The 21860-nt window shown below is 74.0% G+C and carries 21 protein-coding genes, 4 tRNA genes and 1 pseudogene; 17 read left to right on the forward strand and 9 right to left on the reverse strand.

The window, feature by feature from the left end:
- Nucleotides 1–22 precede the first annotated feature (22 nt).
- The 4 genes from ACGF13_RS31705 (at nt 23) to xerC (ending at nt 4381) form a co-directional block, all read left to right on the forward strand.
- Complete coding sequence (locus tag ACGF13_RS31705; protein WP_392881791.1) at nt 23–448, forward strand: hypothetical protein; 426 nt, start codon at nt 23–25, stop codon at nt 446–448.
- Between the two features lie 800 nt (nt 449–1248).
- A complete protein-coding gene (locus ACGF13_RS31710; protein WP_392881792.1) occupies nt 1249–1551 on the forward strand; it encodes a helix-turn-helix domain-containing protein in 303 nt (100 codons plus the stop codon).
- A 1436-nt stretch (nt 1552–2987) separates the two neighbouring features.
- The gene (locus tag ACGF13_RS31715) at nt 2988–3176 is read left to right on the forward strand and encodes a helix-turn-helix domain-containing protein (RefSeq protein WP_392881794.1); all 189 of its coding nucleotides are present in this window, start codon (nt 2988–2990) and stop codon (nt 3174–3176) included.
- The gene (gene xerC, locus ACGF13_RS31720; protein WP_392881797.1) at nt 3176–4381 is read left to right on the forward strand and encodes a tyrosine recombinase XerC; all 1206 of its coding nucleotides are present in this window, start codon (nt 3176–3178) and stop codon (nt 4379–4381) included. Before ACGF13_RS31715 ends, xerC begins: the two co-directional genes overlap by 1 nt.
- Nucleotides 4382–4469: 88 nt before the next feature.
- On the opposite strand, the gene ACGF13_RS31725 is transcribed toward xerC, so the two are convergent.
- The 4 genes from ACGF13_RS31725 to ACGF13_RS31740 all read right to left on the reverse strand — a co-directional run bounded on the left by ACGF13_RS31725 (nt 4470) and on the right by ACGF13_RS31740 (nt 5248).
- A tRNA-Phe gene (locus ACGF13_RS31725) sits at nt 4470–4543 on the reverse strand.
- Between the two features lie 27 nt (nt 4544–4570).
- Nucleotides 4571–4644, reverse strand: a tRNA-Asp gene (locus ACGF13_RS31730).
- A gap of 64 nt (nt 4645–4708) precedes the next feature.
- Nucleotides 4709–4781: transfer RNA gene (locus tag ACGF13_RS31735), tRNA-Glu, on the reverse strand.
- Between the two features lie 125 nt (nt 4782–4906).
- On the reverse strand, nt 4907–5248 hold the full coding sequence (locus tag ACGF13_RS31740) for a metallopeptidase family protein (RefSeq protein WP_360347454.1): 342 nt from the start codon (nt 5246–5248) through the stop codon (nt 4907–4909).
- A gap of 70 nt (nt 5249–5318) precedes the next feature.
- Between ACGF13_RS31740 and crcB (ACGF13_RS31745) the strand changes: the two genes are divergently transcribed.
- From crcB (ACGF13_RS31745) to ACGF13_RS31770, 6 genes are all read left to right on the forward strand, one after another.
- Nucleotides 5319–5822, forward strand: a complete 504-nt coding sequence (gene crcB / locus ACGF13_RS31745) for a fluoride efflux transporter CrcB (RefSeq protein WP_392881800.1) — start codon at nt 5319–5321, stop codon at nt 5820–5822.
- Entirely contained in the window at nt 5819–6223 is a 405-nt protein-coding gene (locus ACGF13_RS31750) for a DUF190 domain-containing protein (RefSeq protein ID WP_392881803.1), read from the forward strand. Before crcB (ACGF13_RS31745) ends, ACGF13_RS31750 begins: the two co-directional genes overlap by 4 nt.
- The gene (gene crcB, locus ACGF13_RS31755; protein ID WP_392881805.1) at nt 6220–6594 is read left to right on the forward strand and encodes a fluoride efflux transporter CrcB; all 375 of its coding nucleotides are present in this window, start codon (nt 6220–6222) and stop codon (nt 6592–6594) included. Before ACGF13_RS31750 ends, crcB (ACGF13_RS31755) begins: the two co-directional genes overlap by 4 nt.
- A gap of 170 nt (nt 6595–6764) precedes the next feature.
- Entirely contained in the window at nt 6765–7496 is a 732-nt protein-coding gene (locus ACGF13_RS31760) for a hypothetical protein (protein WP_392881807.1), read from the forward strand.
- A gap of 195 nt (nt 7497–7691) precedes the next feature.
- Nucleotides 7692–9956 (forward strand): DEAD/DEAH box helicase, encoded by a 2265-nt coding sequence (locus ACGF13_RS31765; RefSeq protein WP_392881809.1) that lies wholly within the window; start codon nt 7692–7694, stop codon nt 9954–9956.
- Nucleotides 9957–10123: 167 nt separating this feature from the next.
- Nucleotides 10124–10957: a TIGR02452 family protein gene (locus ACGF13_RS31770; RefSeq protein ID WP_392881811.1), complete on the forward strand. Its 834-nt coding sequence runs from the start codon at nt 10124–10126 to the stop codon at nt 10955–10957.
- Nucleotides 10958–11062: 105 nt separating this feature from the next.
- Here ACGF13_RS31770 and ACGF13_RS31775 read toward each other — a convergent pair whose 3' ends face one another.
- Both ACGF13_RS31775 and ACGF13_RS31780 read right to left on the reverse strand, forming a co-directional pair.
- Nucleotides 11063–11398 carry a hypothetical protein gene (locus ACGF13_RS31775; protein WP_392881812.1) on the reverse strand — a complete coding sequence of 112 codons (336 nt, stop codon included), beginning with the start codon at nt 11396–11398 and terminating at the stop codon, nt 11063–11065.
- Nucleotides 11399–11472: 74 nt separating this feature from the next.
- Nucleotides 11473–12567: a hypothetical protein gene (locus ACGF13_RS31780; RefSeq protein ID WP_392881815.1), complete on the reverse strand. Its 1095-nt coding sequence runs from the start codon at nt 12565–12567 to the stop codon at nt 11473–11475.
- Between the two features lie 89 nt (nt 12568–12656).
- Between ACGF13_RS31780 and ACGF13_RS31785 the strand changes: the two are divergent.
- A pseudogene (locus ACGF13_RS31785) lies at nt 12657–13115 on the forward strand (RICIN domain-containing protein); the annotation flags it as partial.
- Between the two features lie 7 nt (nt 13116–13122).
- On the opposite strand, the gene ACGF13_RS31790 reads toward ACGF13_RS31785, so the two are convergent.
- The 3 genes from ACGF13_RS31790 to ACGF13_RS31800 all read right to left on the reverse strand — a co-directional run bounded on the left by ACGF13_RS31790 (nt 13123) and on the right by ACGF13_RS31800 (nt 16009).
- A complete protein-coding gene (locus ACGF13_RS31790; RefSeq protein ID WP_392881817.1) occupies nt 13123–13818 on the reverse strand; it encodes a tyrosine-protein phosphatase in 696 nt (231 codons plus the stop codon).
- A gap of 111 nt (nt 13819–13929) precedes the next feature.
- A complete protein-coding gene (locus ACGF13_RS31795; protein ID WP_392881819.1) occupies nt 13930–14691 on the reverse strand; it encodes an SDR family oxidoreductase in 762 nt (253 codons plus the stop codon).
- Between the two features lie 10 nt (nt 14692–14701).
- Nucleotides 14702–16009 (reverse strand): DNA glycosylase AlkZ-like family protein, encoded by a 1308-nt coding sequence (locus ACGF13_RS31800; protein WP_392881822.1) that lies wholly within the window; start codon nt 16007–16009, stop codon nt 14702–14704.
- Nucleotides 16010–16134: 125 nt separating this feature from the next.
- Between ACGF13_RS31800 and ACGF13_RS31805 the strand changes: the two genes are divergently transcribed.
- The 6 genes from ACGF13_RS31805 (at nt 16135) to ACGF13_RS31830 (ending at nt 21832) form a co-directional block, all read left to right on the forward strand.
- Complete coding sequence (locus ACGF13_RS31805) at nt 16135–16905, forward strand: DNA polymerase beta superfamily protein (protein ID WP_392881824.1); 771 nt, start codon at nt 16135–16137, stop codon at nt 16903–16905.
- Nucleotides 16906–16952: 47 nt separating this feature from the next.
- A tRNA-Lys gene (locus ACGF13_RS31810) sits at nt 16953–17028 on the forward strand.
- 523 nt (nt 17029–17551) lie between these two features.
- Nucleotides 17552–19252: an LCP family protein gene (locus ACGF13_RS31815; protein ID WP_392881826.1), complete on the forward strand. Its 1701-nt coding sequence runs from the start codon at nt 17552–17554 to the stop codon at nt 19250–19252.
- A gap of 132 nt (nt 19253–19384) precedes the next feature.
- Nucleotides 19385–19891, forward strand: a complete 507-nt coding sequence (locus ACGF13_RS31820) for an SRPBCC domain-containing protein (protein ID WP_392881829.1) — start codon at nt 19385–19387, stop codon at nt 19889–19891.
- A 249-nt stretch (nt 19892–20140) separates the two neighbouring features.
- Nucleotides 20141–20941, forward strand: a complete 801-nt coding sequence (locus ACGF13_RS31825) for a VOC family protein (RefSeq protein WP_392881831.1) — start codon at nt 20141–20143, stop codon at nt 20939–20941.
- Nucleotides 20942–21085: 144 nt separating this feature from the next.
- Nucleotides 21086–21832, forward strand: coding sequence for an HAD family hydrolase (locus ACGF13_RS31830; protein WP_392881834.1), 747 nt, complete (start codon nt 21086–21088; stop codon nt 21830–21832).
- Nucleotides 21833–21860 lie beyond the last annotated feature (28 nt).

A 21860-nucleotide genomic window follows, 5' to 3' on the forward strand; every position in this document is an offset into this window, starting at 1 on the left:
GCCCCATGAAGGGAGTTCCATCATGCACGCTTCTCTCACCGCTCAGCCGTCCCTGACCACCGACGTGGTGGAGGAGAACGTCTCGCTGTTCGGCGAGGCGGACTCGTACGAGACCGAGCCGCGCCTGTCGGTGCGGGTGACGCTGTCGCTGCGGTTCTTCGACATGGTGGGCCTGCTGGCCTTCCACCCCTCGATGATGCTCACCACCTCGGACCTCCAGCGCTCCGACGCGCTCGCCGAGGCCCTCCGGTTCACGATCGTGGACGCCGACGCGTCCCAGATCGAGGGGTACGCGGAGCTGGCCCGCACCGCGCTGTCGAGCCCGCGCCAGCCCGTCTACGCCTACGCCAAGCTCGTGGCCGAGGCCGTCACCCGCACGTTCGGCATCACCGCCCCGCAGCCGCCCGCCGTCCCGGCGGTGAACACCCGGCTGTTCGCCGCCGCCTGACGCCTCCCGGGGTGAGCGCTTACCGACGCTCACGGGCGCTCACGACCCGCTCACCCCGACCGACCGGCGGCGCCCGTTTCAGCCCCGGTCGGCCGACTTTCAGGGACGCCCGCGAGGCGGTGAACACCCGACCGTTCACCGCCGCTCACGGGAGCGTTCCCGGCGCTACCCGCCGACCGATCCCGCGTTCCGGGAAGCGCTACCCGCCCTTTACCCCCAAGCATCGGTCGCCCACTGACCAGGCATCGTCGGCCGACCGTCGCCCGACTCGCTCACCCGCGCTCACCCCGACCGTTCCCGCGTCCAGGGAAGCGCTTCCCGCCCTTGCAGGAGTAGCTGTGACCAGCCAGAACGGGGCCGACTCCCGCGCCCCCGAGCCTCCACCACCCAGAGCTGAAACCCCGGCCCGCGCCGTTGAAGCGGCCACCGGCGGACCTGAAATCGGTCGGGCCGTGAGCGCCGTTCGGTCGGGTGTTCACCGCCCCGTTCACCCCGCCGCTGAAACGTTCACCGGTGCGGTTGAAGATCCGGCCCGTGCCGTTGAAGCGGCGCCCGGCGGAGCTGAAACCGGCGCCGTCGTGAGCGGTGAACGCGTCCTCGTGAGCGCCGTCCAGTCGGGTGTTCGCCGCCCCGTTCACCCCACCGCTGAAACGCCCGGCCGCGTGGTTGAAGCGGCGCCCGGCGGGCCTGAAACGGGCCCGTCCGTGAGCGGTGCACGCGCCGTCGTGAGCGCACGTGAGCGTCGGCAGGCGTTCGGCCCGACCCCATCCCCGACTCGCTACCCGACTGAGGAGACCCGCATGAACACCCCGCCGCCGACCACCACCGACCCGGCCCCGCTCGCGGACCCGACGGACTACCTGACCGTGCCGCAGGTGGCCTTCGCCCTGCGGCTGTCGCAGGAGACCGTCTGGCGCATGGCGCGCGGCGGGCGCCTGGACGCCTACCGGGTCGGCAACGGCCGGGGCCAGGTCCGTATCCCCCGCGATGCCTTCCGCGCCTACCTGGCCGCCACCGGACTGCCCGCCGGCCTGTCCGCCGTCGCCGCCTCCGCCCCGTCCAGCAGCCGGGAACGCTCCCCCTGGACCGCGCCCCGCAACTGACCGGCCCCACCGCCGTCCGGGAGTGGCCGTCGCGTCCAGGACTGGGCGCCCGGCGGCGCCGGACAAGCAAGAAGAGCACCGGGCTCCCCCGGGGAGGGGTGCTCCTCTTGCTGTTCGGCGAAGCCGCTTGAAGGTCGTGCCGCGCAGCGGCTCCTTCTTCACTCTCTGAGGCGAGCGCCTACTACAAGAACAGCCCCTTCTTTTTCCTAAGTAGGAAGAGTCTGCGTCACCGCGTCACCCAGGGCCGAAAAACAGCCCCTGACCTGCGACAACAGCGGTGACGCAGACGGAATCCTCTGCGTCATCCTGCGTACACCTGCGTCACCCGCAGGCCCGGCCTGCGTCACCCCCGGCCGCGCGCCGCAAAGGCACCGCCCTAACTACAACTGCCCCTCTTTTTCCTAAGTAGGAAGACGCTGCGACATGTGCGTCATGCGAGCCGAAAAACGGCACCTGACCTGCGGGAACGACCATGACGCAGACGGAATCTTCTGCGTCATCCTGCGTACACGTGCGTCATGCCATGACGCAGCCCATGACGCACCGATGACGCAGACCCCGGCCGCTGCGTCATGCAAAACCCCAGGTCACAGGCCCGCATGACGCTGATGTCGCAATGACGCAGAAATCCGCACCTCGGACAACACGCGAGCCCCGCGAGATCTCCTGCGTCATGCGGTGACGCAGCCGGTGACGCAGCGGTGACGCAGACCCCGGTCGCCGCGTCACCCAAAGCCCCAGGTCAGGGGCCCGGGTGTCGCAGGTGACGCGGTGACGCAGAAATCCCCACCTCAGACAAACACGCCCGCCCCGAGAGGCCCTGAACCCTCCCCACCACGCCCCGGCCGGACCCCGGACCGGACGCCAGACCTAGCGTCGGCCCTCGCTAGACCTAGCGACCCCGCTAGCGACCCATACGCACCCTGATCAGCCACCTAGCGCCCAAGGGCACCCCGCCGCGACACCCCGAAAACCGCCCCCAGCACGCCCCCGGCACTCCTGCTGGTCGCTAGCGCTAGGCGCCGCGCCCGGCGTGCCGCTCCAGCCGCCGCCAGCCGCCCTGACACCCCCTGACGCCTGACACCCCCTGGCACCCAAACCCCTAGGCAAACGCGGGTGTCAGGGGCCCTGACAGCGGCCCCTGACGCCGCCTGACACCCACCCCTGACACCCAGCCCGACACCACCATCCACCGCGACCGACCGGGGCCACCGGGTCGCCCGAACCACCAGGGAGGCGGTCAGGGAGACAGGGAGAACTCCCTGACCGCCTCCCTGACCACCAACCCCGCCCCCACCAGTACGGACAGCGCCACAGGGAGGCAGGGAGGCGCCCCCGAGCACCCCCGCCAACGGCCCCGATACCGCCCTTCGGCGACCCAGGCAGCCTCCCTCTCTGTCCCACCGCAGCCGACTCCACCCGCCCAGGAGGACACCGTGGCCAGCCCGGTCGCCGAAGCGCTCACCGTCCCCGAAGTCATGGCCGCGCTCCGGCTCGGCCGCAGCAAGGTTTACGACCTCTTCCGCTCCGGCACCCTGCCGAGCTTCACCATCGGCCGCGCCCGCCGCGTGGCCGCCGACGACCTCACCACCTACATCCGCACCCAGAGCAGGAGCAGCCTCTAATGGCCAAGCGCGCCAACGGCGACGGCAGCATCAGCCGCATGACGAACCGCGACCTCTACCACGGCCGTGTCTACGTGACCACGACGTCCGGGAAGGTCAAGCGCATCTCCGTGTACGGCAAGACCCGTGACGAGGTGCGCGACAAGATGACGGAGCTTCAGGCCCAGGACAACCAGGGAATCCCGACGCCCGACACCAACGCCAAGGTGGAGGAGTACCTGACCTACTGGCTGGCCACAGTCGTGAGGGTGAACCGCCGGCCGAAGACCTACCAGGGGTACGAGAGCGTGGTCCGGGTTCACCTGGTCCCGGGGCTCGGGACCAAGAAGCTCCGGACCCTCCGGGCCGCCGACGTTCGGAAGTGGCTGGCCGGTGTCGCCAGCGCCTGCCAGTGCTGCAAGAACGGGTGGGACGCGGCTCGGCCGAAGCCGGAGTGCTGTGCCGCAGGGGAGTGCTGCGAGACCAAGCTCTCTCGCCGGATGGTGCAGTCGATTCACGCCGTCCTGCGGAACGCCCTGGAGAGCGCCGTCCGGGAGGAGCTGATCCTGCGGAACGTCGCCAAGCTGGTGCAGGTGCCCACGCCCGACTACAGCGCCGGGAAGGGGCTCACGGTCCCGCAGGCCCGCCTCCTCCTGAAGACGGCCAGCACGGACCGCCTGCACGCCCTCTACGTCCTCGCCCTGGCCATGGGGCTCCGGCGCGGAGAGCTGCTGGGGCTCCACTGGGCGGCGGTCGACCTGGAGCGCGGGACGCTCATCGTGTCCAGCAACCTCCAGCGGGTGGACGGGGCGCTCCAGCTCGGCCCGACCAAGACGGCGTCCTCGCTGCGGACGCTGCCGCTCCCGCCGTTGGTCCTGGAGGCCCTGCGGGCCCACCGGGAGCGGCAGGCTCAGGAGCGGGTGGCGGCCGGCGAGCGGTGGACGGAGATGGGGCTGGTCTTCACGAGCCGAGTCGGGACGCCGATCGAGCCGGACAACCTTCGGCGGAGCTGGTACCCGCTCCGGGATCGGCTCGGGCTCAAGCTCCGGTTCCACGACCTCCGCCACACCTGCGTGACCCTGCTGCTGGACCTCGGCGTCCCGCCGCACATCGTCCGGCAGATCGCCGGGCACAGCGACATCGGCGTGACGATGAAGGTCTACGCCCACGCGTCCCTGGACGAGCAGCGGAAGGCACTCGGGTCGCTGAGTGACAAGCTCGGCTGAGCCGTTGGCGTACCGGTTGGCGTACGGGACATGAAAACGGCCCCGGAGAGTGATCTCTCCGGGGCCGTTTTGCCTTTTCAGGCGCCTGTGGCCAGGGCCGGGGTCGAACCGGCGACCTTCCGCTTTTCAGGCGGACGCTCGTACCAACTGAGCTACCTGGCCGTACTGCACCGTCTCTTGCGAGACGAGCGATCCCGACGGGACTTGAACCCGCGACCTCCACCTTGACAGGGTGGCGAGCTAACCAACTGCTCCACGGGACCTAGAAGTGGCGAACCACTCAGGGTCTTGCGGTCTTGCGTACTGCACTTTACTACGTGTACTGCGTGCCCCCAACGGGATTCGAACCCGTGCTACCGCCTTGAAAGGGCGGCGTCCTGGGCCACTAGACGATGAGGGCTTGCGGCCTGTCCCGCTGTTTCCAGCGTTCGGGGACGTCGAGAAGCATATGGGATGTGGGGCGGATCGCCAAAACGGGTTTCGCCCGGGTGGGGGTGCGGGTCCGTGGCGGGGTCCGCGGCGGGGTCAGGACCAGCCGAGTTCGTCGAGCTCGTGGTCGTCGAAACCGAAGTGGTGGGCGACCTCGTGGATGACCGTGGTGCGGACCTCCTCGACCACCTGCTCGCGGGTCTCGCAGTGGCGCAGGGTGGGGCCGCGGTAGATCAGGATGCGGTCGGGCAGCACGCCCGCGTACCACTCGCCGCGCTCGGTGAGCGGGGTGCCCTCGTAGAGGCCGAGGAGTTCCGGGTCGCCCGGGTCGGGTTCGTCCTCGACGAAGATTGCGACGTTGTCCATCATGGCCGCGAGCTGCGGGGGGATCTGGTCGAGGGCGTCGCTGACCAGCGTTTCGAACTCTTCCCGGGTCATCTCCACCGGATCATTGTCCGGTGTCGGATGACGGTGTGCCAGGTGGCGGAGCCCGGTGTTTGATGGGGCTATGACGACCTCGGAGGGCGCCGTGGACGACGCCGTGGCGCGGGCCCGCACCGGCCGCCGTCCCGGTCGGCCGCCGGTGCTGCGCGGGCAGGGGCGGGCGGTGGCGGTGGTCGCCGCGGGCGGGGCGATCGGGGCGACCGCGCGGTACGCGGCCGGGCTCGGCCGGCAGACCGGGCCGTCGGCCTTCCCGTGGACGACGCTGCTGGTCAACGTGGTGGGCTGCGCGGTGATCGGGGTGTTCCTGGTGGTGATCACCGAGGGGCGCCAGCCGCATCCGCTGGTGCGGCCGTTCTTCGGCACCGGCGTGCTGGGCGGGTTCACCACCTTCTCGACGTACGCGGTGGACATCCGCCGGCTGCTGGAGGGCGGCCGGCCCGGGCCGGCCCTGGCGTACCTCGGGCTGACGCTGGTGGGCGCGCTGGTGGCGGTGTGGGCGGCGGCCGGGCTGACCCGGCGTCTGATCCACCGGGCGGTCCGCCGCGGGGCAGGGCGGGGTGCGCGGTGAGCCGGCTGGGCGGGCCCGCGCTGCGGCTGACGGTGCTGGTCGGGGAGAGCGACCGGTGGCACCACCGCCCGCTGTACAGCGAGATCGTGCACCGGGCCAGGGCGGCCGGGCTGGCCGGGGCGAGCGTGTTCCGGGGGATCGAGGGGTTCGGGGCGTCGTCGCTGGTGCACACCACGCGGCTGCTGTCGCTGAGCGAGGACCTGCCGGTGGCGGTGGTGATCGTGGACGAGGAGGAGCGGGTGCGGGCGTTCCTGCCGCAGCTGGACGGGATGGTGGCGGAGGGCCTGGTGCTGCTGGACCGCTGCGAGGTGGTCACCTACGCGGGCCGGGAGCCGGGCCGGGACCCGGGCAGGGGCTCGGGCCGCGGGGGGACGGCGGGGCCGGGGGAGACGGCCGAGTGAACTGGCTGCTGGTGGTGGCGGGCGCGGTGGTCGGCGCGCCGCTGCGGTACCTGACCGACCGGGCGGTGCAGTCCCGGCACGACTCGGTGTTCCCGTGGGGCACGTTCACGGTGAACGTGGTCGGCTGCCTGATCCTCGGGCTGGTGACCGGCGCGGTGGCGGCGGGCGCGGCCTCCTCGCAGGTCCAGCTGCTGCTGGGGACGGGGCTCTGCGGGGCGCTGACCACCTACTCGACCTTCTCGTACGAGACCCTGCGGCTGGCCGAGACCGGCGCCGGGCGGTACGCGCTGGCCAACGTGGCCGGCAGCGTGGCGGCGGGGCTGGCCGCGGTGTTCGTGGGCGCGGAGCTGGCCTCGGCGCTCTGGGGCTGACCGGGCGCCGGAGCGGGAGCCGAAGCGGGCGTCGGAGGGCGCGCCCCGCACCGCCTCCGCCGGGCGAGCTTGCCCGCTGCCCGTGTCCCGCCGGGCCGGGCGCGCGTTGGGCACCGAAAGCGGCCGCGCGCGAGTGGGCGGCCCGGGTGGGGCGGTAGAGAGGGACCTCAGTGGCTTCGGTGCGGGCGGCGCGGGCGGCGCGGACGGTGCGGGCGGTACGGGCGGTGCGGGTGCGGCTGGCCGCCGCCCGTACGGCTCCGGGGCGGGCGGCGGCGGTCCCGCGCTCGCGCGCGGTACGGGCGGCGGCGCTGCTGACGATGGCCGGGCTCGGGCTGACGGGGTGCATGTCGGTCGGCCCGGCCGCGGAGGAGAAGCACGGCGTGGCGCCGGTCGGGCAGGCCGGTCCGGCGGTCCGGCCGGGGGCGACGGGCGGGCCCTCGGCCTCCCCGGGGACGGGGCGTGCCGGCGGGGCCTCGGGCCACCCCGAGCGGCCGGGGGGCCTCCAGGGCGACGCCGGGTCGAACGGGGCCACCGCCACGGCGCCCGGCGACTCGGCACCGGGGTCGAACGGCGCGGGGGCCGGGGTGGTCCCGGTGCCGGGGCCGGGCGCTCCCGACGGTGGTGCGGGCGGCGGTGCGGCGGGCGGTGCGAACACAAGTCCCGTGCCGCACCCGGGTGGTGGCGCCGGCGGGTCCGGTGGTACCGGCGGGGCGGGCGGCACCGGCGAGGGCCGTTCCGGCGGCGGTTCGGCCGGGTCGCCCTCGTCCACCCCCAGCAACCGCCCGTCCGGCACTCCCGCGCCCGAGCACAGCTCGCCCGCCGCGACCGTCCCGCCGGCTCCGGACCCGTCCTCCGGCAGCTCCGGTTCCTCGGCGCCGAGCCCTCGCGTGGTCGGGCAATAGCGGATTGAGCAGGGCGTTTGCCTCCGATCCCCAGGCTCGTCTATGGTGGTAGATCGTTCGTTTGATCCATTTGACTGGCGCCCTACTCCCATCTGGCGCCCTTGGCGCGTTCCGGCGATCCGTGGCTGACCGCATAGAGGCGGTTGTGAAACAGAACCCCGGACTTTGGCGCGTGCCACTTCCGGAAGGTTTTGCATGTCTCTCGTTGACGACGCCCGCTTCGCCATGCCCGCGAACGAGGCCGCCGCCGATGTCACCGACACCACCGACACCCTCGACACCGCCGCGGATGAGGTGATCGCCGAGGCCGTGGAGGCCACCGAGGAGGCGGCCGCCGAGCCGACCGTCACCTTCGGCGACCTGGGCCTGCACGACGACGTCGTGCGCGCCCTCGCCAAGCGCGGCGTCACCACCCCGTTCCCGATCCAGGCCGCGACCATCCCGGACGCCCTGGCCGGCAAGGACGTGCTGGGCCGCGGCCGCACCGGCTCCGGCAAGACCCTCAGCTTCGGTCTGCCGCTGCTGACCCGCCTCGCCGACGGCGAGCGCACCAAGCCGAAGCACCCGCGCGGCCTGATCCTGGTCCCGACCCGTGAGCTGGCCATGCAGGTCGCCGACGCCCTGGAGCCGTTCGGCTCGGTGCTCGGCCTGCGCCTCAAGGTCGTCTGCGGCGGCACCTCGATGTCGAACCAGATCTACGCGCTGGAGCGCGGCGTCGACATCCTCGTCGCCACCCCCGGCCGTCTGCGCGACCTGCTGAACCGCGGCTCCGCCAAGCTGGACGACGTCAAGACCGTCGTGCTCGACGAGGCCGACCAGATGGCCGACATGGGCTTCCTGCCCGAGGTCACCGAGATCCTCGACAAGGTGCCGGCCGGCGGCCAGCGCCTGCTGTTCTCCGCCACCCTGGAGAACGAGATCGACACCCTGGTCAAGCGCTACCTGAAGAACCCGGTCACCCACGAGGTCGACCCGTCGGCCGGCGCCGTCACCACGATGACCCACCACATCCTCGTGGTGAAGCCCAAGGACAAGGCGCCGATCACCAACGCGATCGCCGCCCGCAAGGGCCGCACGATCATCTTCGTCCGCACCCAGATGGGCGCCGACCGCGTCGCCGAGCAGCTGATCGAGGCCGGCGTGAAGGCCGACGCGCTGCACGGTGGCATGACCCAGGGCGCCCGCACCCGCGTCCTCGGCGACTTCAAGGACGGCTACACCAACGTCGTCGTCGCCACCGACGTCGCCGCCCGCGGCATCCACGTCGACGGCATCGACCTGGTCCTGAACGTGGACCCGGCCGGCGACCACAAGGACTACCTGCACCGCTCCGGCCGCACCGCCCGGGCCGGCCGCTCCGGCGCCGTCGTCACCCTGGTGCTGCCGCACCAGCGCCGCGGCGTCTTCCGCCTGATGGAGGACGCGGGCGTCGACGCCTCGCGCCACATCCTGGACCACGCCTTCGACGCGGAGGTCGCCAAGATCACCGGCGCCCGCTCGCTGACCGAGGTCCAGGCCGAGAGCGCCGCCAACATCGCCGGTGCCGCCGAGCGCGAGCTCGCCGACATGACCCGCCAGCTGGAGCGCGCGCAGCGCCGCGCCAACGAGCTTCGCGAGGAGGCCGACCGTCTGGCCGCCCGTGCGGCGCGCGAGCGGGCCGAGCTGGGCATCGAGGACGAGCCGGCCGCCGAGGCCGAGGCCGAGTCCGGTGAGCAGACCGAGGCCGCTCCGGCCGCCGCCGAGGCCGCCGCGCCGCAGGCCGAGGACCGCGCCCCGTCGTACCGCGAGGCGCGCAGCGAGCGCCCGGCCTTCGGTCGTGACCGCGACCGCGACCGTGACCGTGACCGGGACGACCGCCGTTCGGGCGGCTTCGGTGGCGGCCGTGACCGCGACCGTGACGACCGCCGTTCCGGTGGCTTCGGTGGCGGCCGTGACCGCGACCGTGACGACCGTCGCTCCGGTGGTTTCGACCGCGACCGCGGTGGCTTCAACCGTGACCGTGGCGGCTTCGGCGCCGGCCGTGACCGTGACGACCGCGGCGGCCGTTCCTTCGGCGGCGACCGCGGTGGCTTCAACCGTGACCGTGGCGGCTTCGGCGCCGGCCGTGACCGTGACGACCGCGGCGGCCGTTCCTTCGGCGGTGACCGTGGCAGCGACCGTGGTGGCTTCGGTGGCGGCCGTGACCGCGACGACCGCGGCGGCCGTTCCTTCGGCGGCGACCGTCCGGCCCGCTCCTTCGGCGACCGCCCGTCCTTCGGCCGGGACCGCGACGAGCGCGGCGGCAGCAGCCGTCCGTTCTCGCGCCGCGACGACCACCGCTCCGGCGGCCGTCCGCAGTCCGACCGCGGTGGCCGTTCCTTCGGCGGCGACCGTGGCGGCTTCGGTGGCGGCCGTGACCGCGACGACCGCCGTTCGGGTGGTTTCGACCGCGACGACCGCAAGCCGCGCTGGAAGAACTGACGCCGCACCGGCGGTAGTCGACCGCCGACCCGGCTGAAACGCACGAAGGGCCCGCTCCGTCCCCCGGAGCGGGCCCTTCGCGTTTCCCCGGGGCGCCCCGAGGTGTTGTTCTGGAGGTGAGAATAACCTGTGGCGCGCGGGCGCGGCGGTCCCGTAGCGTCGCCGCCATGAGCAGCAGACTGCACGAAGTGGCACGGGTGAACGAGGGGATCGCCGAGCGGGGGAGCTACCGGACGACCGGGGGCGAACTCGTGCAGGTGGGGGATGAGTTGGCGGCGGCGAAGGCCGGCACGGTGTCGTACGCGCCGGAGGGCCTGGCGGCGCTGCTGGCCGCGGGGGGCGCCGGCCCCGGGCCGGCGGCCGGGCGGATCGAGGTGACGGCCGAGGGGAGCATCCAGGCCGCCCGCCGGCTGGTCGCGGCCGGGGCGGGGCCGGTCGGGGTGCTGAACTTCGCCTCCGCGCGCAACCCCGGCGGCGGCTACCTGCGCGGCGCCCGCGCCCAGGAGGAGGACCTGTGCCGCGGCGCGCTGCTGTACAGCTGCCTGCTGGAGGCGCCGGACTACTACGAGGCGCACCGGGCCTCGACCGACCTCCGGTACAGCCACCGGGTGATCGTCTCACCGGCGGTGCCGGTGATCCGGGACGGGCGTGGCGAGCTGCTGGCACAGCCGTACCCGGTCACCTTCCTGACCTCGCCCGCGCCCAACGCCGGTCAGCTGGAACGGCGTTCGCCGGGTGCGGACGTCCGGGACGTGCTCGCCGAGCGGGCCGTGCGGGTGCTCGCGGCGGCCGCCCGGCACGAGGTGCGCACGCTGGTGCTCGGCGCGTGGGGCTGCGGGGTGTTCCGCAACGACCCGGCGCAGGTCGCCGAGGCCTTCGAGGGGGCGCTGGCCCGGTACGGGGCGGCCTTCGAGCAGGTGGTGTTCGCGGTCTGGGACCGCTCGCCGGTCTCCGCGAACCGGGCCGCCTTCGAGGCCCGGTTCGGCGCGGCGGTCCGGTAGCCGGCCGCGCCCGCGGGCCGGGCCGGCCACCCCCGGCGGCGGCCTGCTTCCGGTGGCGGCCGGTTGCTCCCGGCCGGCTGCTTCCGGTCGCCTGCTTCCGGCGGGCTACTTCCGGCGGGCCGAGAGCGCCGTCGCGGCCGTGGAGGCCGCCGCGACCACGCCGGTCACGGCGAAGACGGACGGCCAGGCGCCGATCCGCTTGGCCAGCGGGTGCGAGCCGCCGAAGGCGGCCACGTACAGGCCGGTCAGCGCCGCCGCGGTGCCCGTGCCCGAGCTGCGGCGCCACTGCGCGGCCGCCCCGGCGCCGGCCACCGCCAGCACCGCGCCGCCCAGTTCGCGCCGGCCGCTCCAGCGGGCGACGCCGTAACCGCCGACCAGACCGCTCGCCGCGGTCAGCGCGGCGGGCGCGGCCGCCGCGAGAACGTTCGGGACCTTCGCCATCGTCGACTCCACTCGTAGGGGCTGTGTCGGTTTCCGACCATAACCCGGTGGACCGTCGGGGCCGTCGGGGCCTCCTACCGGAACGCCTCGGCGGGCGTCTGCCCCGGCACCGTGGCGGCCAGCCGGCGGGCGGCCTCCGCCGGGTCGAGCACCCGCTCCAGCCGCAGGTCGCCCGGGACCTCCTGGATGAACCGCCCGGCCGACCAGCTCCGCTCGTACGGCAGCGGCTCCAGCACCAGGGTGCGCACGCCGTCCACCACCGGGACGTCGCTCGGCGTCCCCTCGTTCCAGATCCAGGAGCCGTCCGGCGCGACCAGGTTGAAGGCGCCGGTGGCGATCACCCGGCGGCCGTCCAGGAACGCCGTCCGGGCCAGCGCCACCACCTCCCGGTCCTGCGGGGCGCCGGGCAGGTGGCCGCCGCCGACCAGGACGTCGGCGAGCAGGGTGTGCAGCTGGAAGGTGTCGCTCAGGCCGCTCATCCGCAGCAGGTAGCCGGTGCCGGTGGGGCGGTCGAGGACCAGCAGCGGCTCGTCGTCCAGCATCAGCGCCAGGTGGACCAGGCCCTTGAAGTCGTGCTGCTCGCCCCGGTAGCGGTCGAACAGCTCCAGGAGCACCTCGGTCACGCCCGAGGCGCGGGCCTCGGCCCGGACCTCCGCGTGCGCGTACACCGCCCAGGCCGCCTGCTGCCACAGGTGCAGCGTCCACCAGGCGACCACGGCCAGGTGCGCGTGCCACTCGTCCAGGTGCGCCGGGTCGGCGATCCGCTCGTGCGCCTCGGCCGGATCGTCCTGCTCCGCGTCGGGCAGCGGGCCGCCGCCGGTGGAGACCCACCGCCGCACCAGCAGCTGGGCGCCGGTCAGCGCCCCGCGCAGGCCGGCCAGCACCGGGCCGGAGCAGGCGACCGGGTCGGCGCCGTGCTCGACGCAGGCGCCCACCACCATCGCCAGGTGGGCGCGGGGGAACGGCGGGGCGTCCGGCAGCAGCGCGGCCAGCCGGGGGCCGGCCGCCACCCGCTCCGCCGGGTCGGCCGCGCCGAACAGCCCGCCGACCAGCCCGAGGGCGGGCCCGAACCGCTCGTCGTCCCCGGCCGCGACCACGGCCTCCAGGGCGGCCACGGCTTCGGCGAAGGTGGGCTGTTGACGGTGCGACGGTATCTGCTCGGTGGACATTCGCCGCAGCATAGGGGGCGCGGCCGGTCCGGTGGAAACTCCTCCGCTTCCCCGGCCGTACGGGGTCTGTCGGCGCCCGGTGGCAGACTGCGGGCGTGACGGACTCCGAGATCACCGACGGCAGCTACCTCGTCCGCAACGTCGGCAGCGGCCTGCTGCTGCAGGTCGCCGGCGCCTCCCGGCGCGGCGGTGCCCGGATCGTCCTCGGCGCGGACGACGGCGGCGACGCCCAGCTCTGGCGCCTCACCGCCGTCCACCCGGGCGGCGCGCTGTTCCACATCGAGAACGTCCACAGCGGCAAGCGCCTGGACGTCACCGGAGCCTCGACGCAGGACGGCGTCCGGATCCAGCAGTGGTGGGCCAACGCCTTCGGCGCCCAGGAGTGGCTGCTGGAGGCCCACGTCGACGCCCCCGGCACCTACACGGTCAGCAGCTTCATCAGTGGCAAGCCCCTGACGGCGGGCGACACCCCGGACGCCGACGTCCACCAGCACGAGGACGTCGACGCCCCGACCCAGTGGTGGCGCTTCGAGCGCCGGGCGGGCTGAGTCCCGGTCAGTCCGACAGGTGGGCGCGGACGGCGTCGAGTTCGGCGTCCGTCGTGCCGTGGTGGCGGAGGTAGTCGGGGACGGTGCCGTGGTGGTCGTGGATCCAGGCCAGGGAGGAGGCCAGGAGTTCGGCGCCGACCGGGCGGGAGAGGCGCTCGGTGCCGGTCTCGTCGAAGTACGGGATGGGGCCCTTGTCGAGGCCGAGGCCGACGTTGGAGAGCAGGAAGTCGGCGGTGATCTCGGCCTCGGAGGCGCCCAGCAGGGACTGGAGCACGGCGATGGTGACCCCGGTGCGGTCCTTGCCGACGGCGCAGTGGACGACGGCGGCCAGCGTGTCCGGCGTGGCCAGGCGGCGCACGACGGCGGCGATCGAGGGGCCGGCCGTCTCGGCCATGAAGGGGTAGAGGGCGGCCTGGTCCTCGGGCCAGGGTCGGTCGCCGTTCCTGGGATGCGGGGGCAGGGACGGCAGGTTGAGGGCGCCGTGGTCGAGGCCGTGCCGCTGGTCCGGCCAGGCCTCCAGCTCGTACGCGCTGCGCAGGTCGAACACCGTCCGCAGGCCGAGGGCTTCGAGCCGCCGGGCGCCCTCCTCGGTGAGGGTGTGGAAGGACCCGGAGCGGTACAGCACGCCCCGGCGGAGAGCGCCGATCCCGCCCGCGTCACGGAAGTTGCGCACCCCGGGGATGTCGATGAAGGCGTCGGTCATGGCCACCACCGTACGGGCGGGGGCGTACCGGCGGAAGGAAACCGGAGCGGGCCGTCCGGTGGCGGGACGACGTCGGCCGAAACCGTTCCCGGCCGGGGCGGAGCGGGCTGCTCAGCGCCCGCCCGAGACCTCCAGGAACGCCCCCGTGGTGTACGAGGCCGCCGGGGAGAGCAGGAAGAGGATCGCCTCGGCGACCTCCTCCGGCTGCCCGCCGCGGCGCATCGGCAGGTTCGGCGCGACCCGGTCGACCCGGCCGGGCTCGCCGCCGAGCGCGTGGATGCCGGTGTGGATCAGTCCCGGCCGCACCGCGTTGACCCGGATGCCCTCGGCGGCGACCTCCAGGGCCAGGCCGCGGGTCATCGAGTCCACCGCGCCCTTGGCGGCCGCGTAGTCGACGTACTCGTTCGGCGAGCCGATCCGGGAGGCGGCCGAGCCGACGTTGACGATGGCGCCGCCGCGCCCGCCGTGCCGGGTGGACATCCGGCGGACGGCCTGCGCCGCGCACAGGAACGGGCCGGTGATGTTGGCGGCCCAGATCCGGTTCAGCCGGTCCTCGTCGATCTCCTCCAGCCGGCACTGCTTCTCCAGCGTGCCGGCGTTGTTCACCAGCCCGGTGAGCGGGCCGAGTTCGTCGTCGACGGTGGTGAACAGCCGCTCCACCTCGGCGGTGCGGGAGACGTCGGCGCGGACCGCGAGGGCGGTGCCGCCCTCGGTCCGGATCGCGTCCACGACGGCGGCTGCCGAGGCCTCGTCCGTACGGTAGTTGACGCAGACCCGGTAGCCGCGGCGGGCGGCCAGCAGGGCGGTGGCGGCACCGATGCCGCGGCTCGCGCCGGTGACGATCAGGACCTCGTCGGTCTGGGTGGTCGGCATGGCCCGTACGCTACCCGGCGGCCGCGCCCCGGACACCCGCGGTCGGGTTTCGGACACCCGCCCCCGGGTCCTGGACACCCGCGGCCGGACCTCGGGCGCCGGGGGCCCGCGCGGCCGCCTCCCGCAGGGCCGCGATCTTCGGGGCCCGGCTCTTCGGCGAGTCGAGGCTGAAGCCGCGGGCGTCGCCCAGGTCGTCCCGGACGAAGGCCTCGGTGCGGGCGACCGCCTCCCGCAGGGCGTCGTCGAGCGGGACGAAGGGCAGCAGGACCAGCTCGGAGCGCTCGGTGTCGTACTCCCAGAGCCCGACGATCCGGCCGCGGTCGAGCACCACGTGGGTCTGCGGGTCCGCCTCGGTGCCGAAGACCCGCCCGGCCCGGCCGGCGGGCAGCGGGCGGGCGGCGTCGGCGGGGTCGAGCAGCCGGGGCAGGTCGCGGTGCAGCAGGTGGATGCCGTCGATGCCGGCGAGCAGGGTGTAGTGCGGCTCGTCCGGCACCTCGAACCCGGCGAACTCCTCGGCGAGTCCGGGCGGCAGCAGGAGTTCCGAGCCGGGCCCGAGCGGTACCAGGCCGGCCTCGGCGACGGCCCGGCGGGCGGTGGCGGCGGTGAAGCCGGAGAACCAGCGGAAGTGCCGCAGGGTGGCCGGGCCGGCCCAGGAGAAGTAGCGGTGGGCGAGGTCGACGGCGTCCCCGGCGACCGGCTGGTCCCAGCCGACGTAGCCGTAACGCTGCTGGTCCAGACGGCCGTTGACGGGCACCCGGCGGATCCGCCCGCGGGACTGCATCAGCCCGAGGGCGAGCGGCAGGGTGCTGGTGAGGCCGCGCCTGCGCCCTGCCTCGCCGAGCGGTCGGACGGCGTCGCCGACCGCCTCCCGGATCGCCGCGGGGGCCAGCGGCCGGTGCTCGGACAGCACCCGCTCGACGGCCAGGCAGAGCTTCTCCACCTCGTCCCGGCCGATCCCCAGGTGCTTCTCCGCCGCCGCCAGTTCGCCCGCCGGCGCGGCCGCCCCGGCGGCCAGTCCGAGCGCGAAGTCGGCGGCCGGCAGCACGTAGGTGCAGCCGCGCGCGGACGGCAGCTCGTGCACCTCCAGCCGGGCCACCGCCGCGTCCACCGCCGCCCGTCCGAGCCCGGCCCGGGCGAACAGGCCCAGGTACGGCGCCGCGCCGCCCACCGAGCGGGCCCAGCCGGTGGCGGCCAGCACCTCGGCGACACCGGCGCCGGTGTGCGGGCGGTCCAGCCACTGCCGGTGCGACCACCAGGCGCGCAGCTTGGCGGTTCCGGCGGCTTCCGGGGGGCCTTCGGCGAGCGGGTCGTGCTTCATGGGCCCCAGTATCGGCGGCCGGACCGGCCCCGGACGGGAATTCGTTTCCCGGGCGCGGCCCGCTGCGGCGAGGATGCCGGAACGAGGATGCGGTGCCCGCCCGTCCGTCCGAGAGGAGCCCGCCGATGCCCACTGCCCCCGCTTTCCCCGCCGTCCCCGGCACGGTGCTGCTCTCCGGCATCGTCGGTTCCACCGCGTACGGCTTCGCCCACGCCGGCTCCGACATCGACCGGCTGGGCCTGTTCGCCACCCCCACCGAGGAGTTGCACGGCCTGGAGCGCCCCGCCGAGTCGCACGTCGGCACCGCGCCCGACCTCACCCTGCACGAGGCCGCCAAGTGGTGCCGGCTGGCGCTGAGCTGCAACCCGACCGCCTCCGAACTGGTCTGGCTGCCGCAGGAGCTGTACGAGGTCCGCACCCCGCTCGGCGACGAACTGGTCGGCCTGCGTACGGCGTTCCTCAGCGCGCCCGCCGTGCGGAAGGCCTACCTCGGCTACGCCGACCAGCAGTTCCGCAAACTGCTGACCCGCGACACCACCGACCCGGCCACCCGCCGCCGGGCCGCCAAGCACGCCCGGCACCTGGTCCGGCTGGTCGAGCAGGCCGTCCGCCTGCACGAGACCGGCCGCAACCTGATCCGGCTGCCCGACCCCGAACGCGTCCGCGAACTCGGCGAACGCATCGCCGACCGTCCCACCCTCGCGGAGGGTCTGCTCGCCGGGGCCGCCGACCGCCTCGCCCGTCCCGGCGTGCTGCCCGCCGCGCCCGACCCGCGTCCCGCCGAGTCCTGGCTCCGCCGGGTCCGCGCCGCCCACTACACCCCGCCCCGGGAACCACTCCGCAACCCCGGCACGCCCGTGCAATCCACTGGCGGAGCCCTGGGCCCCACCGGGTAGGATCGCCGTGGTCCTCCCGTCCGGAACTCCGGGTGCGCAAGGGCCGCGGGCCACTAGCTCAATTGGCAGAGCTGCGGACTTTTAATCCGTAGGTTCAGGGTTCGAGCCCCTGGTGGCCCACCACGTGCGAGGCCGGATCGGGCGATCTCCGATCCGGCCTCCTCCGTTCTCCGGCGCGGGTCTCTCCGCGGGGCCCGTGCCCAACTCCCTTGCCTCGCCGCGGCCTTGCGGATCCCGGTGCGCCGTGGGCCGCTCCGGTGCCGCCGCGGGCGGGACGGGGTCCGCGGCGGGTGCCGCCGCCACGACGCCCACGGGGCGTGCCGGTGGCCGGATTTCGGTGTCGGCCCGGTGCCGGTGGAGTGGCATGGGTCACGTCGCAATAGGGCGTTTTCGGCCGTTCTGTACGGATGTTGCCTACCGGCCGGTGGGGTTGTTCGAGGGGCGAGCGTCGGTGATCGTGTCGGGCCTAAATATGATCGGAAGCCACGATCGTCGGTTAGTGGTGACGGTCGTATGTGCAACCTGGGAACGGTCCGGACCGTCTCTCTGTGTGCGGTGCGCCGGATCGTCAGGGGCGTCGCTTCCGTCGGTGAAAGGTACGCGCATGTCAGGTCGGAGGGGCGAGAGCCCGGCTCGGGGTGGGGACGTGCCCAAGACCGAAGACGCCACGGGCTCCGTACCCGGACCGCGCGGCGGCCGGGCGGAAGCCCGCCGTGCCGCCCAGGGCAAGGGTGGTGCTTCGGCGGCCGCGGGCGGAGGCCGGGCCGCGGCGCGCAAGAGCGCCAAGCCCAAGAAGAACGTGAAGAAGATCGTCGCCTGGTCGACGGCGGGCGTGCTGGTGGTCATAGCCGGTGTCGGTGGCGCGATCTACTTCAAGCTGAACGCCAACATCAAGTCCTTCGACGCCGACGCCATAGCCCGCAACCGCCCGCCGGAGGCACAGGCCGACGCGGACGGCAACAAGCCGGTCAACGTGCTGCTGATCGGCTCCGACAGCCGCGGCAAGAACAACTCCGACCTCGGCGGCGGCGAGGACGGCGGCGCCCGCTCCGACACCACGATCCTGCTGCACGTCTACGCCGACCACAAGCACGCCGTGGGCATCTCGATCCCGCGCAACGCCAAGGTCGAGCTGCCCTCCTGCAAACTGCCCAACGGCAAGTGGACCAAGGGCGGCAACGTCGACCTGTTCAACGCCGCGTTCTCGATGGGCGGCAGTGACGACGGCAACCCGGCCTGCACCCAGAACACGGTGGAGAAGCTCACCGGCATCCGGGTCGACCACACGATGGTGGTCGACTTCAACGGATTCGCCGCGATGACCTCGGCCGTCAACGGCGTGGACATATGCCTGCCGCAGCCGATCTACGAGGGGGACATCAACCCCAAGCTGCCCAAGAAGGGCGCGCTCGTGCTGCCGCAGGGCAAGCAGACGGTGGACGGGCAGAAGGCGCTCGACTACGTCCGGCTGCGGCACGGCATCGGCGACGGCTCGGACATCGGCCGGATGAAGCGCCAGCAGGCGTTCCTGAGCTCGCTCGCCGGCAAGATCAAGAAGGAGGGGATGAACCCCACCACCCTCCTGCCGCTGGCCGACGCCGCCACCAAGTCGCTGGTCGTCGACCCGGGGCTGGACTCGGCCGACAAGCTGCTCTCCTTCGGTCTGTCGTTGAAGAACATCGACATGCACGACCTCAAGTTCGTGACGGCGCCCTGGCGCTACCGCACTCAGGACAAGGACCTCGACCTCGTCCAGCCGGACGCCAACAAGCTCTGGGAGACCCTCAAGGCCGACCAGACCATCGACGGCCAGAACGCCACCGGCCAGCAGCCGGACGCCGCCCCGACCGGCGGCGCCAGCCCGGCCCCGCAGCAGTCCGCGCCGGCCACCACCCCGGCCGCCCCGGCCGGGGACGCCGGCAACTCGGCGATCCGGGTGGCGGTCTACAACGGCACGCTCGTCAACGGCCTGGCCGGCAAGGCGACCGAGCAGCTGAAGGGCGCCAAGTTCATCGCCAGCACCGCGGGCCAGGCGGCGAGCACCAAGTACAAGACCACCACGATCGAGTACGGCTCCGGACAGAAGGCCAACGCCGAGAAGGTCGCCGAGCTGTTCCCGGGCGCCGGCCTGGAGCCCAGCGGCGCACGGGGCATCTCGGTGATCGTCGGCCAGGACTTCGCGGCCGCCGCGGGGATGGCGTCCGGCGCGCCCGCCGGCGGCGCGGCGCCGTCCGCGGCCCCCGGCGTCCCGGCGCCCCCGCAGCCGCTGCCGACCACCATCACCAACGAGGCCCGTTCCGCGGACGACGACATCTGCGCGAACACCAGTTTCGGCAGCGGCGGCTGACCGGGCCGACCTGATCACCGGAGCACGGGGACGACCCCCGGGCCGGCGCCCTCCGGGGCGCGCGGGCCCGGGGGTCGTGCCATGGTGGGCCCCAGGGCGGGAACCCAGCGGTCACCGCGAAAGGCGGACCCCATGCCCGAGATCGCCCTCCAGCTCGACATCGCCGCGCCCCGGGACGTGGTGCTCGCCGCGCTCACCACGCACGACGGGCTGACCGCCTGGTGGACCACCGGGGCGGACCGGGACGGCGACGTCCTGCTGTTCGACTTCCCCGACGTCCCCGAGCCGTTCCGGCTGCGGGTGGAGCGCGCCGACCGGGACCGGGTGGTGTGGACCAACGCCGGCTCCTTCCCACCGCACTGGGCCGGCACCTGGATCAGCTGGGAGCTGTCCGACCAGCCCGCCACGCCCGACCGGCCCGCCGCGCCCGACCGGCCCGCCGCACCCGAGGGGCAGCCCACCGCCCCCGAGCGCACCCGGCTGCTGTTCCGGCACGGCGGCTGGCAGCCGGGCAGCGAGGACGGCGTCCCGGCGGTGGCCGGCACCTGGGCCGAACTGCTGGTCCGGCTCAAGGACTACGCGCAGAGCGGCAAGGTGCAGCCCTACTTCGTCACCGCGCACCGCCACGACGCCCCGTGAACACCCCGCGGACGCCCTGTGACGGTCCGGCCGCCGGTCGCCCGCCAGGGCGCCGTCCGGTGGCGGGATCGCGGCGGCGGGCCGAAGGTGGCGGTGTACCGCCGTCCTCCCGGCCGGGCCGCACCCCCACCCGGCCCGGCCGGGACGGCGGCCCGACCACCCCGACAGCCCAGACGGCCGGACGGCTCAGGCCACCCCGACCGCCCCGACCACCACAGCCGGCCACCACCGCCTCCGGGAGGCCCAGCAATGCCCGTAGTCACCGATCCGTACATGCCCGGCACCCCGTGCTGGGTCGACCTGATGGCGAGCGACCAGCAGGCCGCGCTCGACTTCTACCGCGACCTGTTCGGCTGGCAGGGCGAGGTCGGCCCGGCCGAGTTCGGCGGCTACGCCGTGTGCATGCTCAACGGCCGGCCGGTCGCCGGGATCATGGCGCAGATGGCGCCCGAGGGGCAGCCGGTGCCGCCCGTCGCCTGGACCACCTACCTCGCCTCGGACGACGCCGACGCGGCCAGGACGTCCATCGCCGCGGCCGGCGGCACGGTCCTGTACGACCCGATGGACGTCGGCACGGTCGGCCGGATGCTGGTCGCCGCCGACCCGACCGGCGCGGTGTTCGGCGTCTGGCAGGCGATGGACTTCATCGGCGCGGGCGTGGTCAACGAGCCCGGCGCGCTGGTCTGGAACGAGCTCAACACCGCCGACACCGGCGCGGCCGGCCGCTTCTACCAGCCGGCCCTCGGGCTGCGCCCGGCCACCATCCAGGGCATGGACGGCTACTTCTCGCTCAACGTCGGCGACCGCACGGTGGGCGGCATGCAGGGGATCCCCGACTACCTGGCTCCCGGCACGCCCTCGCACTGGATGACCTACTTCTCGGTGGACAGCACCGACTCCACGGTGGACGCCCTGGTCAAGGCCGGCGGCTCGGTGATCCAGCCGGCCTTCGACATGCAGTCCGGGCGGATGGCGGTGGTCCAGGACCCGCAGGGCGCGGCCTTCGCGGTCATCGAGTCGCCCGAGGCCCAGATGCCCGACTCCCCGTAGCGGCCGCCGTGGCCCGTCCCGCCCCGGCCGGTCGATCGACCCGGGCCCGCCGACCGACGGGCCCGCGGCCGGAAGCCGCCCTTCCCGCGACGCGCCGCCGGGAAATGGGCGGTTTCCCCCGCGTTCCCGGGTAAGACTGCACCCATGCTGGGGCTACCGGACGACATCCGTGCTTTCCTCTTCGACCTCGACGGGGTGCTCACCCAGACCGCGAAGGTGCACGCCGCGGCCTGGAAGGACACCTTCGACGCCTTCCTGCGCGCCGAAGCCGCCCGCAGCGGCGGGCAGTTCGTCCCCTTCGACGTCGTCACCGACTACGACACCTACGTGGACGGCCGCCCACGCCTGGACGGCACCCGCGCGTTCCTGCTCAGCCGGGGGATCGAACTGCCCGAGGGCACCCCGGAGGATCCGCCCAACTCCCGTACCGTGCAAGGGATCAGCCGGGCCAAGAACGACACCGTGCTGCGGCTGATCAGGGAGCGGGGCGTCCGGCCGTACCAGGGATCGGTCGACTACGTGCACCGGCTGCGCGCGGCCGGGCTGCCCAGCGCCGTGGTCTCCTCCAGCGCCAACTGCCGCGACGTGCTGCGGGCGGCCGGCATCGAGGATCTGTTCGAGGTGATCGTCGACGGCAACGTCGCCAAGGCCGAGGGCCTGCCCGGCAAGCCCGCCCCCGACACCTACCTGTACGCCGCCCGCGCCCTCGGCGTCGAACCCGCCCACGCCGCGGTCTTCGAGGACGCGCTCGCCGGGGTCGCCTCCGGCCGGGCCGGCGGCTTCGGCGCGGTGGTCGGGGTGGACCGCACCGGCCAGGCCGCCGAACTGCGCCGGGACGGCGCCACCGTGGTCGTCCAGGACCTCTCCGAACTCCTGGGAGGCGAATCGTGAGCGAGCGGTGGGGGTACCCCCGGCCGGA

This window comes from Kitasatospora sp. NPDC048286 (assembly GCF_043201735.1).
Classification (GTDB): Bacteria; Actinomycetota; Actinomycetes; order Streptomycetales; family Streptomycetaceae; genus Kitasatospora.